Raw genomic sequence first — 17,076 nt, 5'->3', positions numbered from 1 at the left:
CAATGAAAGCGGCCGTGACGAGTGCATCGCCACGGCCGCCAGATCGATCGAATTGGGGAGAATGGATACTAAAGGCCTCGGTATTGCAGACTCAGGCTGCTCATGCGCGATGCCTGTCCGGCGGTGAACTTATACATGCAAGAGTCGTCGGTGTAATCCATGAAGTTTTCGATCGGGTCGACGCCGCTCTGTGAGCAGGTGTTGCGTCCGACCGGGCAACCAAAGGCCGCGGAGCGCTCGCGCGGTGTGTCGGAGACGTAGTCATTGTTCGCGCTGCATCCGCCCTGGAAGGTGTGATACAGGCCGAGCCAATGGCCCACTTCGTGTGTCGCCGTGTCGCCGAGGTTGTACGGCGATGCCGTCCCGCCCGGCACGGAGGAATAGAGAATGACCACGCCGTCGTCCTTCGGATTGCCGGTGTACCACCACGGAAAAGTGGCCCAGCCGAGGATGCCGCCGCCCGGTGCGCAGGAATAGATGTTGAGCGTCGCGGCGTTGCCCTGTCGCAGCGCGTTCTTTGCCTGCGACTCTGCGGAAGAGCCGTCGCTCATGGTGTACCAGGTGGTGTTCGTGGTGCGTGTGACGCCGGCCAGAACGAAGTTGAAGCGCGTGGCCGCGCCGCCGGTCAGGCCGTTGTAGGAGTTATTGAGCACCTGAATCGACGAGTCGATCTGCGATTGCGGAATGTCGCCGTTCGACGTGCCGGTTCCTTTGCGAATGACGTGCCACCACACCTGAATGTTCGTCGAACCGCGGGGCATCGCGTCATCGCCCCCGAAAAGATTGATAAAGTTTTGCAGGCTCTGCTCGACCGCGACCTGCGACACAAGCGACGGCGTGGCCGTTGAGCATCTCGCCCCGGCATTCACAAATGCCGCCTGGTCCGGATAGGTCACGCCCTCAATCGTAAACGGAACTCCATCACCCACCTCGACGCTTTCCTGCGCAATGGTGCGCCCCTCCTCAGCCGGCTCCTGGGCCGGTAACGAGGCAGTAACGAACAGGAAACACACTCCCAGAACAGGGAAAGTGCGCAGCCTCATAAAATACTCCTTCTGGAAAAAGGCGATGGGCCGTCCGCGGACCGAGAATTCGTGCGGCGACTCCACGACGCCGCAAGGGTCGGACTCAACCCGGTCGATGGGTCTGCACAATAACAATCGGAGGTCGCGGATTCAAGGAAATTCCGCGCCAACCTACTACCGCTTTCTCGCGCCGACGGGGCCCATGCGGATTCTCACGGGTCGCTGTTGAAAATTCCCGGTGCCTTTGCACGCGGAGAGTAGCGCCCTTGCAACGGCCGACTCGGTTTTCAATCTGCATCGAGACAATTCTCCCCAATGTTCAACCTTTCTGGGCGGCAATGACTCGGAAACGGACGTGCACTGACCCCGCCTGCCGATCGCCCGGACGTGGCACGATCGTTGCCACGTTTTTACGCCAGAGGATGTGCGGCGGGTGCGCTATCCAAAGGTCCGGTCACGATTCCTTCCTCTCTCCGGCCCGAACACTCGTGACCGAATCGGCGCACCCGTCGCATCAGCCGCCTCAATATCGCGGAGCCGCCCGTCATAGGGTTCGCGCTCCGCGATTTCTTTTTTACCAGGTCGGGTTGCCGTGAACGCCGCCTCTTATTCAGGCTGCGCCGTAGATACGGACAGGATGTGGGATTCCAGCGCCTTGCCCGAAAACCGAAACCGGAGCATCGCGGCCAGATAGCGGACAAAATCCACGGCCCGAATCTTCTTCCCCTCGGCTCGGGCACGCGGTCGATACGTCACCGGACATTCGACGATCTCCACGTTCATCCGCGCAAGCTTGGTGGTGATCTCCGGCTCCATGGAAAAGCCGCGCGACTGAATATCCAGCCGCCGCGCCAGCTCGACGCGCATCATCTTGTAGCACGTATTCATGTCGGTCAGTCGCAGGCCGTTCAGGAGATTTGAGATGCCGTTCAAGAATCGATTCGCAAGATAAATCGGCCGCAGCGGAAAGCCGTTCGCCTTGCCAAGAAATCGCGAGCCGTAGCAGACCGATGCCCGGCGCGATGAGACGATCTCATACATGGGTAATAGATCGCGCGGGTCGAGCTCTTCGTCCGCGTCCTGAATGACAACGATCCTCCCGCGTGCGTGACCCAGCGCCGTCCGGATCGCCGCACCCTTGCCGCTGTTCGCGTCGTGGAAGTGCACCTGCATGTCGCGGGACGCGGGAAGGCCGCGCAAAAGCTCCCGGCTGCCGTCGGTCGAGCCGTCATCAACAAGCACAAGTTCGAAGGCGTCCGGGAACGGCACGGCGCGCACCTTCTCAATCACCCGCAAAACCGTCGTTCGCTCGTTATAGACGGGTATCAGGATGGACAATTCCGGTCGGGTCGGCCCGATGGTCTCACAGGGGTCTGCCAACTGCGATCTCCAGGTTGGATGGGGCAAATCGTGCTCGATCAATACGGGCACCGCTTCGGAGGTATCGGCCGATTCGTCGATGACAACTAGTCGGAGCGCTATCGACCACCCTGCGCAAGACTTGCCGATGTCCCGGAGCCCTCAATGAGCCGATCCGCATTTGCCAACCTGGTCCAACCGACATTCATCCCCGCGTCAGCAACAAAGGCTGTCAGCAACATCGGCGCCTGGAGCCGGGCAGTGCCGATCGCCCTGGCGGTTGTCGCGTCGGCCATCGCACTCTCCACTTGGGGAAATTGGTCCATTCTCTCGCCGGACAGCTTCACCTACCTGACAGCCGCCCGGTCCATTTACGACACCGGCGGGCTTCCGGCGGAGCGACTTATTGCGCCGCCCGGCTTCCCCATGTTCCTCGCGCCATTGTCGGCCCTCGGCGAAATGCCGCTCGGCGCTTTCCGAATTGCCGCCGCCGCATGCTTCGCCGCAACGGTCGTGCTGACATGGAAGCTCTTCCAAATTGAACTTGGCAAGTACGGCGCCCCCGTCGCGGCGCTGCTCGTGGCGACCAGCGGCCCAATGATCAATCAATCCGCGACCCTGCAATCCGAGATCGCCTTCACACCCATCGCCCTCGCATGTCTGCTCCTCGCCGCCAGATGGCGCACACACAAACCAGTCTCGCACTGGGAAGCGATCTTCGGCGGCCTCCTGGCGGCGATTGCCACGTTCGTCCGCTCCGCGGGAATCGTCCTCGCGCCGATCATGTTCCTGGCCTGCCTGACAAATCGCGGATCAACCCGTCAGGCGAAACTCGTCGCAACGATGCTCGTGGTGGCCGGCTTCGTGATCCCACAGGCCGCCTGGTCGTTCAGACAAAACTCCTATCCCGCCGGCTACAGCTATGGCACCATCTGGACGACGCCACGGGAAATCGAGCAAACCGACGCGACAGGCATCGAACTCCAGGCGCGCCGACTGGCAGTCTTCGGGCCCCAGCGTCTCGCCGACCTCACCCAGGCGATCGTGCCCAATCATCTCGGTTGGCGATTCATCTCCGGCCCGCACGCGTCAACCGCGCGCTGGATCATTGGGGGTGGTCTCATCGTCGCGGCCCTGGTCAGGCTTGTCCGCCTTCGATCGCCGATCGATCTGTTCTTTCTGCTCACGATGGGAATGCTGGCGCTTTGGCCGTGGAACGAAGGCGTCCGTCTCGTCACGCCGCTGATCCCGATACTCTGCGGTTACGCGTGCTGGCTGTTCCTTGGCGTTTTGAAACGCGCCTCCAATCAAAGGCCGCTCACCATCGCTTGCGCCGCGATCGGAACGGTGTGTCTCGCCGGACAACTCATCGAACTGCCCTACACCCACGCCGCTTTGAATCGTCGCGCACCCCGGGCCATCGCCAGGGTCGACCAGATGGAGCAACTGGCCAATTGGCAGCGCGAGCATCTGCCAAACGACGCAAGGGTGCTCAGCGTGACGCGCCCCGGTGACAACGCCAAGCTCGTCCTCATCGGCGCCTGCTATTTGTCCAGAAGACCGGTCAACGAGTTCATCGAGTCGGACGCCGACACCATCCCCCAAACATTGCCCGGCAACGGCCCCGCCTACGCCTTTGTCGATGACGGGGCGGTTGATAGGCCGCTGCCGGATGGAGCGGCGGAAATCGGGTGCCCAGGCACCTTCCGCGTGATCCAGCTTCGCTAAGCGCGGCATCCGGCGGTGGGGCGGTCCAATCGCCTCCGCGTCGGGCCTCTCTGCCGCCGCCGCGGCTGGTGGGCAATTATTCCCAATCGCATCAGTCCATACCCCGCCAGAGCCAAAAAACCCCGGTCATTATCGAATCGCCCCCTCTGGCACGGCTGATGCCTCACTCCAATCCGAATCGCCCGACATAGTGCCGGGCCGCAAACCCTGTTCGGGCTCGTGAGGAGTTAGTTTCAATGCTGTTTGATCTGAGTGGATTGTTTGCCCCGTTCCAGGCGTTGTTTGAGAGCTTCTTCGGAATCTTTCAGCAGATCCTTGGCGCGATTCTCGGTGGCTTTGGACTTCCCCAAGGCTGACGAAGAACGAGCACGGGACACTTCCCGGCTCACGGCAAAAAAAATCCTATCGTCGTCGCAGGACCGTCGGCCGCCCTCGGCCGGCGGTCCATTTTATTCCTGCGATGGTTCACACTGAAATGAAAACAACCCGAGCCAATGAATCCCGCCTCGGCGAGAGTCATCGACTCGGGTCGGAGTGTACGTAATTTTTTAGACCGTCTGTCGCGCCTTAGCGCCAGCTTGAGCGGTGGTGGCGTCGATGTCCGAAGTTGCGGTTGTAGCCATGATGGCGATATCCGCCGTAGGAGCCGCGGGAGTAACCGAACGAGAAGCCGAAGCCGGACGATCGAACCGGAGGTGCACAATAGCTGCCGCGCGAGTAATAACCGTGACGGGCATAACCGCCGCCGAAGCCGGAGCTATAGCCCGAGCTGTAATAGGATCGCGTCCCGCAATACGAGGGGGCGATTCGCACAGGTGCGCAGCCGCCGTAGCTCGAATAGCCGCTTGAGTAGTAATAACCGCTCGAGCGACGACGGCCCCAGTCGGCGTTGGCATCCTGCGTACTCCAAAGGAAGCCCACCACCAGAGCAGCAGCGGCCATTGATGTCCTCGGCGTTAATCTGTTCATGTCATACCTCCCGTTCCAGTGCGCACCTGAAGAAAGTTTACCTCAAAGCACTCGTCGCCACACGGCTCAAAGCCCCGGCTCCGAACAACTCAATGAGATAGACAGAAGCAGCCGGGAAAAGTTAGTTGAATAGATGGAGAATTTCCGCCAGTGCCCGCCCGCGAGGGTAAGTGCCTGTCGAGACAGCCTTTAGAGCCCGGCGAGCGCCGTCTGCCCGGCCGAATTCGCGGCCCGCAGGAAGAACCACGCCAGCACCGCCGCCCCCAGGGCCATGCGATAAATGGCAAATGGCCAGAGCGGCTTGGTCTGAATGTACCTCATAAACGCCGCCACGACGGCCAGCGCCACCACAAATGACACACCGAACCCGATCATCATCACCTGGGCGTGCTCGCCGGTCAGGGCGTCCCGGTGCTTGAAGATGCGCAGAATGCCCGCCCCCAGCAGCGTCGGGATCGCCAGATAAAAAGAAAACTGCGCCGCGACCGACCCGGTCATCCCCACCATCAATCCGCCCATGATCGTCGCCATTGAACGGCTCGTGCCGGGAATGATCGCCACGCACTGCGCCAGTCCGACGAGAAACGCCTGCCTGATCGTGATGTCATTCACATGCGGCCCCGTCGTTCGGCGATACCGGCGCTCAATCAACACCATCACCACGCCGCCGACAATCAGCGCCGCCGCCACGGGAACCGGCTTCTCCAGATAGGCCTCGGCGACGTCATTCAGCGGAATGCCGATCGCCGCCGCCGGGATCATCGCGATGATCAGCTTGCTGATGAGATGACTCCGCCAGCCATTGGCCGGCTTGGTCAGGCACGCCGCAATCAGCGGCCGAAAAAAATAAATGACCACCGCGAGGATCGCCCCCGTCTGGATGAAATAAAGAAACGTCGGCCAAGGCGCCGCCTCGCCGTCGATCCCCAGCCACGGCATGGCCACGATCATGTGACCGGTGCTGGACACCGGAAGAAACTCGGTCAGACCCTCGATGATCCCCAGAATGACCGCGCGCAGGGTGTCACCCACGGGACTTCTCCAGCAGGGCGGCACGCGATGCAGAGAGATATGAAAGCGTCGAAAGCACCGTGACGATGATCGTCGACCAGATCAGCACGTCCCGGGCCGTCATCAGCCACGGTACCTCGCGCGCCGGTCCGAGCGTGCGGATGATCCACGGCACCGTCACCGACTGGATCACCATCTTCACCTTCCCCCAATAGTTCGCCGCATACGGTTTGCCCGACGCCTCGGAGAATCCGCGCAGGCTGCTGATGAGTAGCTCGCGGCCGACAATCACCACGACCATCCACGCCTCAAGCCCGGTCACGCTCCTGCCCTCGGCGTCGTAGAAGCCGGTCCCCAGCAGCATGACGAACCCGCCGCAAACGAGAATCTTGTCCGCGAAAGGATCGAGAACCCGCCCCAGCGATGTGATCTGGTTGTGCCGCCGTGCAAGGTAGCCGTCGACGATGTCGCCCACGGCGCAGACGATGAAGATCCAGAACGCCCAATTGATCAGCCAGAGGTGCTCGTCCCGATGGGACCATTCAAACTGCGAAAGGAGCCCGAGAAATACCAGAGACAGGAGAAGGCGACCGGTCGTAATCTGATTGGGGATGTTCATCCGTACCCGAGCGATCGAGCCGCCGAATGCTCTTCAAAAAGGGCTTAAAGATATAAGATTGGGCGCGGCTGGATTCGAACCAGCGAAGGCATAAGCCAACGGGTTTACAGCCCGTCTCCTTTGGCCACTCGGACACACGCCCCGGGATTTTTTACGCCCCCGACGGTTCATTCACCCGCCGGAGGCCGAGCCCGGCAATATCGGGCACCCCGCCCCAAAAATCAAGGGCGACCCCCGCCCTCGCATCGAATTTGCCCCTCCCAATACCATCAACCGCAGTCCCGCGCACGCGATCGACCGCAAGCACACAACAGAGGTCAGCGCGACGAGCACTCCATTGGAACGAGCCATTGATTTGCTCGACCATTCGCAGCGCCGTCGCCGTCAACCGGAGTTCCCGCCGCTTTTCTTGAGAAATCCCCCTCGCCCCGATAGATTCCACCCATGCTCTGACCGAAATCCGGCTCCTTGGAGGATGCACCAACCCATCATGATCATCGACTGCTACACGCACGTCTGGGAATCGCCGGAGCAACTGGGTCTGCGCCAGCCGGATGCTTCGATGAGGCAGGGCCGGGGGATTTCGGCCATGCCGCTTGAAGGGGGATGGCCTGATGCCTCGACCGCGACCCATCTCGCCGCCAGCGATCCCGTGGACAAGTCATTCGTCCTCAGCTTCAAGAGCCGATACCTCGGCGTCGAGATTCCCACCTCGCTCGTCGCCCAATACGTCCGGCAGCATCCAGACAAGTTGATCGGCGTCGCCGGCGTGGACCCGACCAACCTGTCCGAGGCCATCGAGGACGTCTCCGAGGCCTACGAAGTTCACGGCATGCGCGCCATTACCGTCTCGCCCGCCGCACAGGACTTCCACCCCGCCGACAGCAGGGCGATGCAGGTCTTCGCCGAGGCGGCCCGCCTGCGCATGCCGGTCATCATCGATCACGGCCACCTTCGCATCGAAAGCAAAATGGAATTCGCCCGGCCGGTCCTGCTCGACGAAGTTGCCCGCGAACTGCCGCACCTGAAGCTGGTCATCTCCCACATGGGTTACCCGTGGGTCGAGGAGTGCGTCGTCATGCTCGGCAAGCATCCCAACGTCTTCGCCGACATCAGCTCGCTCCTCCATCGTCCCTGGCAGGCCTACAACTCACTGCTCTCCGCATACCAGTTCGGCGTCATCGACAAGCTCCTCTTCGGAAGCGACTTCCCTTTCACCACAGCGACGACCGCCATCGAGTCGCTCTACCGAATCAACCAACTGGTCACCGGGACCAACCTGCCCACCGTCCCCCGGGCACACCTCGCCGGCATCGTCGAACGCGACGCCATCGGCCTCCTCGGGATCACCGGACAGTCCTCACAAAAACGGGCCGGCCAGGCGGAGCTGATTGACACCCATGAGGGCTAATGGTCATTGCAGGTGGGAAGTTCTCTCGCGCGGTCAGCGCGGAGTCCGCATTTCAATGATTGCGGCATCGCTCTGCCTCTTGTCGGGCTGCACCAAGCCGATCACCCAATTTGAAATTGAGTCATTCAAAGACAGCGCAGCCCCCCAACGCTACAGCGAGGTCTTCGACGCGGGATACTTCTGCGTCGACTCCAGCAAGAACCACACCTTCATCTTCACCGTCTCGCCGACCTACGTAGCGCGCGAAGTCGACACGCCGGACGAAGCCCCCGAATCGACTCCCACCCCCGGCGAGCCCGTCCGATTGTCCCAGACCCTTGAGCTCAAGGTCTTCTGGCGCGCCATCCCCGGCTCGACCTTCGCCGAAAGCACGCAGACCAACGCGAACATCGTCTACTGCCTCACCACCGGCCGCAATTGCATCACCTACGAAGGCGCCGGCTTCGTCTCCTTCAACGAGTCTCACGACGGCCAAACTGTCACCGGCATGCTGGAGTCGGCCGCCCTCTGTCCGGCCCGTTTCGTCAATGCCCCGGCCGACCTCTTCGGCCCGTGCCACATCTCCGGCACCTTCGTAGCTCAAAAGGACCGCGCCGCCGTCGTCTCACATCAGCTCGCCCTCCGCAGAAAGCTCGGCCCGCCCCTCTCCAGTCAGGACGTGGCCGCCGCAAAATAATCTGTCATCCTCGGATTTTGACGCTCCCGATACGGCGAGGTAATCTCGTGGCTCGGGTTGGCGGCCTTCAAATGGGCCCTCCACCGAATCGGCGGCAATCGGCATCGAAAGTCGCCAGTTACCCCAGGCAGCGCGAAAAGCCATGGACGAATTTCCAAAAAATATCTGGGCCCCCTGGCGAATGGAGTACATCCATTCTCTGGCCGAAGAGTCGGGCGGCTGCTTCCTCTGCGACTACGCCGCCGCGCCGGAAAAGGACTCGGAGAACTTGGTCCTGTGGCGAACCGACGATTTCTTCGTCGTCCTCAACCGCTTCCCATACACCAACGGCCACCTGCTGGTGGCGTCATGCTCGCACAAGGGCGACCTGCCAGATTTCGCCGATGCAAAGCTCGCCGAGCTCATGGGCCATACGCGGCAGGCGAAGACGCTTCTGACCCATGTGGTAGGGGCCCACGGCTTCAACTTCGGCATCAATTTCGGCCGCTGTGCCGGCGCCGGCCTGCCCGACCACTTACACGTACACGTCGTCCCGCGCTGGAACGGCGACACAAACTTCATGGCTGTCCTGGGCGGCGTCCGCGTCATCCCGGAAGGCTTGAATCAGAGCTATGCACGACTCAAGGCCGGCGCAGCCATGCTGGGCCTGCCGGAAAGGTCTTAGGCGTCCGATGTCTGGTGGCGAGGCTCTGGCAACCTATGCAGTCTCCGCGGCAAACTCGCGCGGCCGCGCCCACGCCGAAACCGACCTGCTCGACGACTGCCCCTTCCAGACCGATCGCCAGAGAATCCTGAATTGCATGGCCTTCCGCCGCCTGCGCCACAAGACCCAGGTCTTCGTCGCCGATCACGGCGACCACTTCCGCACCCGACTCACCCATACCCTCGAAGTCGTCGCCCAGGCCCAGCGCCTCGCCGGCCTGCTCGGCCTCAGCGCGCGACTCGCCGGCGGCATCGCCATGGCCCACGACCTCGGACATCCGCCCTTCGGCCACGCCGGCGAAAAGGCGCTCGCCGCACTGATGTCCGACGCCGGCGGCTTCGAGCACAACCTGCAATCCCTCCGCGTCGTCGACTATCTCGAGCATCCCTATCCCGCCTTCCGCGGGTTGAATCTCAGCTTCGAACTGCGCGAGTCCCTCCTCAAACACCAGACCTGGTACGACAAACCCGACCGCAATCGCGCGCTCGGTGACGGCGTCGCCGCGCTGATTAACTCCGGCCCCTCCGCCCCCCTCGAAGGTCAGGTCGCCAATCTCGCCGACACCATTGCCTACACCCTTCACGACATCGAAGACGGCCTCGTCGAAGGCGCCCTGGCCGAGGAAGCCATCGCCGCCAGCGCCCTTTGGCGCGAAGCCGCCGATCATGTTCGCAAGCGTTTTCCCGATTCCCCGCTCCCCGCGATCCGCCGGCCCATCCTCGACCTGATCAACCGCCGCATCGTCAAAGACGCCGCCGAAGAGAGCACCCGCCGAATCAAATCCGCCGGCGTCAAGACCGTCGACGACGTCCGGTCCCTTCAGCAGCAACTCATCGGCTTCTCTGCGGCCCTTGAAAAAGAGATGGAGCGCCTCGGCTCGATGCTGCTCGAGTCGCTCTACAAGAATCACCGCGTCATCCGCATGGACTCCAAGGCCCGACGCCTGATCCGCGAGCTCTTTGACGCCTATCGGGCCGAACCGGCCCTCATGCCCGAGCGATTCGCCGCGAGAATCCCCGAGCAGGGCCCCGGCCGCGTCATCTGCGACTACATCGCCGGAATGACCGACCAGTTTTGTCAGGATGAGCACCGCAGGCTCTTTTCGGCGTCCAGTTTCGAGTAAGACGCAACAGCCCCGTCAAATGTCAAAGCCTTGTAACAATGAGGATTTACGACGATTGACTTCCTCTGCCTCCGGCGCGAAAATCTCGGGCTCGGAATTTGGCAACTTTGCTCCGTTCATCGAGCGGTCCTTTGAAGAGGAAACCAGGCATGATCGCACGAACCATCCCTACATGGCTCTTACTTGTCACGATCACCGGCGGCGCCCTGTCGCATGTCGCGAATGTCTCCGCGGCGCAGCCTCCTTACTTGTCGTCCGACCAGCAGGACATCGAGCGGCTCGTCGCCGACCGCAACAAATTCGTCCATGACATGTACCAGGCCGGTGGCTCCGAAAGCGCGAAGATTCTCGACGCCCTCCGCGAGCTCATGCCCGCCCAGGCCCAGTACCAGCGCGAGTCGGCCCTCACCCTCTCCCGCCTTCGCCTGGCCATGACCATCACCTATCACGACTCAAACGTCTCGCAGGATCAGCGTTCGGCCCGCTGGAAGAAGTTCCACCGCCAGTACTACGCCATCCTTGCCAAAGCGCCCCTCAGTCTTCGCAACACGATTCGCGTGGTTGAGGCCTCGCTGACCAGCGAGATGGTCAGTGCCGGCCGCGCCCGAATGGCCGAGAAACTCTCTGAGCAGGTCAAGGCCGCCGGCGAACCATTCGACATCGAGAAGATCGACGGCCTTGTCATGGGCGAAATACCCCCTGGCCCCACCCCGGCGATTCAGTTGCCCGAGCGCCCGGCCCCGCAGCCCGTCGTCGTGACACACGACGACACGCCGCCCCCGGCCAATCCCGCTCAGCCCGCCGTCACCCAGGCCCGCCCCGCGACGCCGCCTCCGCCGCCGGCTCCGGCCACCCCGCGCGTTGCCCCGGGCGCGCCGCTTCCAGAGGCCCCGCTGCTCGAGCAGTGGAACGCCGCACTCAACACCGCCAGCGAAAAGTATGAGTTCGACGCGACCCAGATGGAAACCGCCAAGGGCGTCGTGAATCAGTCGATCAAGACCGCTGAAGCACTCCTGGCCCAGTCGAAGGCCGCGATGGACGAAGCAGCCGCGATGGTCGACGGCCCCGAGAAGGCGAAAAAGGTCGAAGAGTTGAAGATGCCGATCAATCGCCTTTACGACTCCATGGTTAAGCGCCTGGATTCCCTCGCGTCCATCGAGCAGAAAAACCGCGCCGCTGCCCAGGCTGCCGGTCGCTGACGCAAGGTCGTATCGGCGTTCGCTTCGACCGACCATGTTCTTCTTTGTGGGGTTGACCCTTGGGCGCTCAAGGTCTTCGAAAGCCTGCGGTCCTCATTACCGGCGCGAGCGGCGAGGTGGGCTACGGCCTCATCGAGCGCCTCAGCCAATCCAATGAACGCGATCTCATCGCCCTCGACATCAAGGATGTCGACGAAGCCCTCCGCGCCAAGTGCGCCGCCTCGATCATCGGCGACATTCTCGACAACAACCTCCTCCAGCGACTCATCAGCCAGTACGAGATTCACGCCATCTATCACCTCGCGGCCCTGCTCTCCACCCGCGCCGAATACACCCCCGACACCGCCCATCGCGTCAACGTCGAGGGCACGCTCAATCTCCTCCAACTCGCCCACGAGCAGGCCCGATGGCATGGCAACCCGGTCAAGTTCATCTTCCCCAGTTCGATCGCCGTCTACGGCCTGCCCGGTCCCGGCGAGAAAAAGGAAGCCGGCCGCGTCCTCGAACATCAGTGGAACTTCCCTACGACCATGTACGGCTGCAACAAGCTCTACTGCGAGCAGCTCGGCCGTTACTACACCCTGCACTATCGCCAGCTCGCCGCCGAAAAGTCCAAGAGCGGCGTCGATTTCAGATCGCTCCGCTTCCCCGGCCTCATCAGTGCCGTCACCATGCCCACCGGCGGCACCAGCGATTACGCCGTCGAGATGATTCACGCCGCCGCCCGCGGCGAACCATACGATTGCTTCGTCTCCGCCGAAGCAAAGCTTCCCTTCATGGTCATGCCCGATGCGATTCGCTCCCTGATCGTCCTCGCCGATGCCCCCGCCGACCGCCTCACCCAGCGCACCTACAACGTCTCAGCCTTCAGCCTCACCGCCGGCGAGTTGAAGGACCGAGTCATGGCCGCCTTTCCAAACGCCGTCATCCGATTCAAGCCCGATGCCCCCCGGGCTCGTATCGTCGATACCTGGCCCGCCGACGTCGACGACTCCGCGGCCCGCCGCGACTGGGGTTGGGCGCCCGAGTACGAACTCGACCGCGCCTTCAGCGACTATTTGATACCCGCAATCATCAAGCGCTATCGCGACAAATAATCGCGCACGGCGCCGGAGGCCCTTGCCGATGACATCAATCTGGCAGCAAATCGACGGCGATCTGGCGACCCTCCAGGCCGCCGGACAGTTCAAGCATTTGAAGACGCTGATGCAGCCGATGGGCGCCGAGTCCGAAATCGACGGCGTCGGCAAGGTTGTTGTCCTTTGTTCGAACGACTATCTCGGCCTCGCCAATCATCCCCAGGTCGTCGCCGCCGGCATCGACGCCCAGAAGCGGTGGGGGGCCGGCACCGGTTCCGTCCGCTTCATCTGCGGCACCTTCGGCTATCACCACGAACTCGAGCGCACCATCGCCGACCTCTCCGCGACCCAGGCCGCGACCAGCTACGTCTCCTGCTGGAATGCCAACGAGGCCGTCATCGCCACCCTCATGACCATCGGCGGCGACAGTGTGTGCGCCATCAGCGACGAGTTGAACCACGCCTCCATCATCGACGCCGTGCGCCTCGGCCGGCAGATCAACAAAGCCTCGAAGTCCGCCGTCTACAAGCACTCCGACATGAACGACCTGGAGTCCAAGCTGAAAGACGCCGCCTCCGCCTCCTGCCGCATCGTCATCACCGACGGCGTCTTCTCCATGGAGGGCGACATCGCCAAATTGGATAAGGTTCACGCCCTCTGCGAGCAGTACGGCGCCATGCTCATCGTCGATGATTCTCACGGCGTCGGCGTCTGCGGTCCGACCGGCCGCGGCGTCGCCGAGCACTACGGTCTCCACGGCAAGATCGACTGCATGACCGGCACCCTCGGCAAGGCCCTCGGCGGCGCGGCAGGTGGTTACGTCGCTTCGAAAAAGAATCTCATCGAACTCATGGTGCAGAAGTCCCGCCCGCAGATTTTCTCAAACGCCGTCCCGTCGGCCACCGCCGGCGCCGCCCGAAAGGCCATTGAGATTCTCATGAGCGATGTCTCGCGCGTCGAAAAGCTGCGCGAGAACGTCCACTACATGCGCGAAGGCCTCAAGAAGCGCGGCTTCGAAACCGTCGAAGGCCCCAGCGCCATCACCCCCATCATCCTCGGTCCCACCGCCAAGGCCATCGCCGCCAGCAAGCGCCTCCTGGAGCTCGGCGTCTTCGTCATCGGCTTCGGCTATCCCGTCGTCCCCGAGGGAAGCGCCCGCCTGCGCGTGCAGATCTCCGCGGCCCACGAGACCGCCCACCTCGATAGAGCACTCGACGCCTTCAGCAAGCTCTGACCCGCGCGGGATTCATCTCAACCGTCCTTGCGCGTCCAGTCATAGGGGATGTCGTTCTCGTGTGGATGGGCCCGAAACTCGTCCGGCTTTTTGTAGTCGTAGCACTCCGTCGTGACAACCTGTCAGACCGATGGAGCGCTCACTTTGGCTTGCGGTCGTGAAAACGCCGGATTTCTTCTTCGTCTATGCCCAACTCCGGCATGGGAACTTCAAATCCGATCAGCGTCCCGCACTCGGGACACCTCGGCAGAGTCAGCCCGGCAAGAATGTAACCGCAGCGTTTGCACGTTTTTTCGACGCGATGCTCCTTCTTCTTGAGAGTCGCTCGGCAGCGGAGGAATCCCCGGAGGAAATATACAAGACAGACGATTGGAAGTAAGGCGATCAGTGCGCAGGCCAGCGACTGCCCGTTCCCGGGGAACATTTCATTCTCCGCTCGGCAATTCTCCCATCTCAACCATCCTTGCGCGTCCAGTCATAGGGGATGTCGTTCTCGTGCGGATGGGCCCGAAACTCGTCCGGCTTCTTGTAGTCGTAGCACTCCGTCGTCATGTTCACGACGATCGTCTCCACGTCGCACACGTTCATCCAGCCGTGATAAACCCCGGGCGGAATGCACACCAGCGACGGCAGATGCTCGCTCATGTAAATCTCGTTCACTTCGCCCTTCGTCGCCGAGCCCTCGCGCGCATCGTACATCGCCAGCTTGATTGTCCCGCGAATGCAGTAGAAGTGATCCGTCTGCAGCTTGTGATAGTGCCAGGCCTTCACGATTCCCGGAAAGGTCGTGGTGAAATAGACCTGCCCGAATTTCTCAAACCACGGGTCGTCGGCGCGAATGATCTCCCCCAGCCGCCCGCGCTCGTCCGGCAGCACGCGCGACCGTTTGGCTCGAACCCCGTCAATCACCGCCTTATGGCCGCGAATGAGAAGCGCCTCATCGGCATGAACGACACGCAGCGGGGGGAAGTCTTTTTTGCTCATGGTCAATGCAAAAGCTCCTGGAATAGGACCGAACTATGCCTAACAGTACTCGAGTTCGCCGGACGCCTCCTGTCATCGACGATCCTCGCTGACCAGTGTCATCGCGGAATCCGACCGTGCCGCTCCAATTGATGCAGCGCCGCCCGAAAATCCTTCGGCGCCTCCACTTGATACGAAAGGCTCGCTCCCGTGACCGGATGCGCAAAGCTGATGCCCGAAACGTGCAGCGAAACCCGATCGAGCAGCGGCCGCTCCGGGTGCCGAGGACTGGGTCGATACCCCGCCTTAAACGACGAGAGCCGCAGCTCCGTTCCGCCGCCGTACGAACCGTCGACAATCAGCGGCAGTCCGATGTGCTGAAGGTGTACCCGCGCCACGTTCGGATCGGCCGGCCTCGGTCGACATTCAAGATACGCCATGCCGACAAAACTGTCCTTCAGCGCCCACGCCGTCTTGGCCTCCGCCCCGTCGGTGTCGTCGACGCAAAGCATGCCGTTACCCGATCGCTTGGGGCGAATGCGGTTTTCGATCGCCCCCTCCCGCTCGGATACGCGCCCGCGCACCAGCACGTCGCAGGTGATCGAAGCCGTGCCCGACACGAATTGCGGGCGAAGCGTTGCAAACAACTGCTCGTCCCGCGCCAGCACCGCGACTCCGCTCAGCAGCGGGTCCATCATGTAAACCGGCAGCAGCGTGTCATCCGCCGATGCGTGCCCCAGCGTCGTCAGTTGATCGAGGATCGTCGGCTCGTCGTCCCACGCAATGTCCAGGCTCACCCGCGGAGGCTTGGCAACAATGATCAAATGCTCGTCAACGTGCAGAACTTCCGCGGCGCGCGATGTCTTTCGCTCGTGGGCATCAGGTCGAGTCGGGTAGTGCCGCCCCGGCTTATCGTGTCGTCGAAATCGTTTCATCGAGTTCATTGTAGCCGATTCTGGCGAGTTGGCTCACCTCGGCGGCAAGCCGGCGCGGCCCCTCACGTATCAAGGAATCTTCAGCGGCGCCTCGCCCAAAAGCGGAATCACGAACACATCCTGAAGTTGATCGATCGTCACCAGGGGCTCGACGACGAGGTTGTGGACCAGCCGCTTGAGGGGATTCTCGGTAATCTCGGTGATACGACCGACGACCATCGGCGCCGGCAGCCCGAATTGGTCCGGCGACGTATACACCAGATCGCCCACCTTGATGCGCAGCTCCGTCTCCGCCCCGGGCTCCTCCGTTTCGCCGGCGCTCTCGATGTATCGCGCCTCCACATTCTCAATCGACATCTTGCCCATGCCCGACCCGCGCAGGCTGCACTCGAAATTGATGAATCGAAACTCGTTCCCGACCCGCGATGCAATCCGCACCGCGATCCGCGGACTCTCCTTGTCGCACAGAAGCCGTACCCGCGCCATGTAGGGGCTCACCTGATCCACTCGCCCGATCAGACATTCGCGCGCCAGCACAACTTGCCCCGGTTGCACCTCGCTGGCACTCCCGCGATTAATGAAAAAGCGCGACGCCACCCAGTCCTTCCACCCAACTCCCCGAAGCGACCCGCGTGCCACCAGCGCCGAATCCCGCCAAGCCGCGATATCCCGCGCCACTACCCGCGCATCCAATAGCGGCACCGCCGGCGGAACATTCCCCTCGCGCAAACCGCGCAGCCGATTCACCTCACCCTCGAGTTGCAGGTTCAGCGCCCGCTCCGCCGCAAGCTCCCTCAGCACCAGGTCCGAAGGCTCATCCTTCGAATCCTTGTCGCTCAGCGCCTCAACCCGCCCAATGAATGTCATCACCGCCGTCCGCCCCAGGTCCTGCGCCGGCACCATGAACTGCACAATATGCTTGACCGAGTCGCTCAATCCCGGCGGCGCAAGCAGCGAAAGCCCCGAAACAATCATCAGGATCACGAAGACCGTCTCGCGGTTGGGTTTCGATCGCCAAATCGACATTGGCCGGGATTGTATC

At 62.3% G+C, this 17,076-nt stretch carries 17 protein-coding genes and 1 tRNA gene; 8 read left to right on the top strand and 10 right to left on the bottom strand.

The features are described from left to right. Positions 1–68: 68 nt before the first annotated feature. Both HS101_14915 and HS101_14910 read right to left on the bottom strand, forming a co-directional pair. Entirely contained in the window at positions 69–761 is a 693-nt protein-coding gene (locus HS101_14915; GenBank protein ID MBE7507558.1) for a zinc metalloprotease, read from the bottom strand. A gap of 870 nt (positions 762–1,631) precedes the next feature. After that, the gene (locus tag HS101_14910) at positions 1,632–2,405 is read right to left on the bottom strand and encodes a glycosyltransferase family 2 protein (protein MBE7507557.1); all 774 of its coding nucleotides are present in this window, start codon (positions 2,403–2,405) and stop codon (positions 1,632–1,634) included. A gap of 144 nt (positions 2,406–2,549) precedes the next feature. Here HS101_14910 and HS101_14905 point away from each other — a divergent pair, with 144 nt between their 5' ends. After that, complete coding sequence (locus HS101_14905; protein MBE7507556.1) at positions 2,550–4,112, top strand: glycosyltransferase family 39 protein; 1,563 nt, start codon at positions 2,550–2,552, stop codon at positions 4,110–4,112. 567 nt (positions 4,113–4,679) lie between these two features. Here the strand turns inward: HS101_14905 and HS101_14900 are convergent. From HS101_14900 to HS101_14885, 4 genes are all read right to left on the bottom strand, one after another. Next, the gene (locus HS101_14900) at positions 4,680–5,054 is read right to left on the bottom strand and encodes a hypothetical protein (protein ID MBE7507555.1); all 375 of its coding nucleotides are present in this window, start codon (positions 5,052–5,054) and stop codon (positions 4,680–4,682) included. Between the two features lie 216 nt (positions 5,055–5,270). Next, a complete protein-coding gene (locus HS101_14895; protein MBE7507554.1) occupies positions 5,271–6,113 on the bottom strand; it encodes an undecaprenyl-diphosphate phosphatase in 843 nt (280 codons plus the stop codon). Next, complete coding sequence (gene pgsA / locus HS101_14890) at positions 6,106–6,711, bottom strand: CDP-diacylglycerol--glycerol-3-phosphate 3-phosphatidyltransferase (protein MBE7507553.1); 606 nt, start codon at positions 6,709–6,711, stop codon at positions 6,106–6,108. Before pgsA ends, HS101_14895 begins: the two co-directional genes overlap by 8 nt. A gap of 59 nt (positions 6,712–6,770) precedes the next feature. Next, positions 6,771–6,853, bottom strand: a tRNA-Tyr gene (locus HS101_14885). A gap of 333 nt (positions 6,854–7,186) precedes the next feature. Between HS101_14885 and HS101_14880 the strand changes: the two genes are divergently transcribed. The 7 genes from HS101_14880 (at position 7,187) to HS101_14850 (ending at position 14,136) form a co-directional block, all read left to right on the top strand. Next, positions 7,187–8,122, top strand: coding sequence for an amidohydrolase family protein (locus HS101_14880; GenBank protein ID MBE7507552.1), 936 nt, complete (start codon positions 7,187–7,189; stop codon positions 8,120–8,122). A gap of 55 nt (positions 8,123–8,177) precedes the next feature. After that, a complete protein-coding gene (locus tag HS101_14875; protein MBE7507551.1) occupies positions 8,178–8,798 on the top strand; it encodes a hypothetical protein in 621 nt (206 codons plus the stop codon). A 142-nt stretch (positions 8,799–8,940) separates the two neighbouring features. After that, positions 8,941–9,462 (top strand): HIT domain-containing protein, encoded by a 522-nt coding sequence (locus HS101_14870; GenBank protein MBE7507550.1) that lies wholly within the window; start codon positions 8,941–8,943, stop codon positions 9,460–9,462. Between the two features lie 7 nt (positions 9,463–9,469). Next, a complete protein-coding gene (locus tag HS101_14865) occupies positions 9,470–10,624 on the top strand; it encodes a deoxyguanosinetriphosphate triphosphohydrolase (GenBank protein ID MBE7507549.1) in 1,155 nt (384 codons plus the stop codon). A 149-nt stretch (positions 10,625–10,773) separates the two neighbouring features. Further along, positions 10,774–11,823 (top strand): hypothetical protein, encoded by a 1,050-nt coding sequence (locus tag HS101_14860; GenBank protein MBE7507548.1) that lies wholly within the window; start codon positions 10,774–10,776, stop codon positions 11,821–11,823. 59 nt (positions 11,824–11,882) lie between these two features. Continuing rightward, complete coding sequence (locus tag HS101_14855) at positions 11,883–12,920, top strand: NAD-dependent epimerase/dehydratase family protein (GenBank protein MBE7507547.1); 1,038 nt, start codon at positions 11,883–11,885, stop codon at positions 12,918–12,920. Positions 12,921–12,948: 28 nt separating this feature from the next. Further along, the gene (locus HS101_14850) at positions 12,949–14,136 is read left to right on the top strand and encodes an aminotransferase class I/II-fold pyridoxal phosphate-dependent enzyme (protein ID MBE7507546.1); all 1,188 of its coding nucleotides are present in this window, start codon (positions 12,949–12,951) and stop codon (positions 14,134–14,136) included. A gap of 139 nt (positions 14,137–14,275) precedes the next feature. Here HS101_14850 and HS101_14845 read toward each other — a convergent pair whose 3' ends face one another. The 4 genes from HS101_14845 to HS101_14830 all read right to left on the bottom strand — a co-directional run bounded on the left by HS101_14845 (position 14,276) and on the right by HS101_14830 (position 17,060). After that, positions 14,276–14,560 carry a hypothetical protein gene (locus HS101_14845; GenBank protein ID MBE7507545.1) on the bottom strand — a complete coding sequence of 95 codons (285 nt, stop codon included), beginning with the start codon at positions 14,558–14,560 and terminating at the stop codon, positions 14,276–14,278. 29 nt (positions 14,561–14,589) lie between these two features. Beyond that, positions 14,590–15,045: a dTDP-4-dehydrorhamnose 3,5-epimerase family protein gene (locus HS101_14840; protein MBE7507544.1), complete on the bottom strand. Its 456-nt coding sequence runs from the start codon at positions 15,043–15,045 to the stop codon at positions 14,590–14,592. A 173-nt stretch (positions 15,046–15,218) separates the two neighbouring features. After that, complete coding sequence (locus HS101_14835; GenBank protein MBE7507543.1) at positions 15,219–16,034, bottom strand: hypothetical protein; 816 nt, start codon at positions 16,032–16,034, stop codon at positions 15,219–15,221. 69 nt (positions 16,035–16,103) lie between these two features. Continuing rightward, positions 16,104–17,060, bottom strand: a complete 957-nt coding sequence (locus HS101_14830) for a rod shape-determining protein MreC (GenBank protein MBE7507542.1) — start codon at positions 17,058–17,060, stop codon at positions 16,104–16,106. Positions 17,061–17,076: the final 16 nt, after the last annotated feature.

It is taken from the genome of Planctomycetia bacterium, assembly GCA_015075745.1.
Lineage (GTDB): Bacteria > Planctomycetota > Phycisphaerae > UBA1845 > UTPLA1 > UTPLA1.
This window is presented reverse-complemented; position numbering and strand designations above follow the sequence as displayed.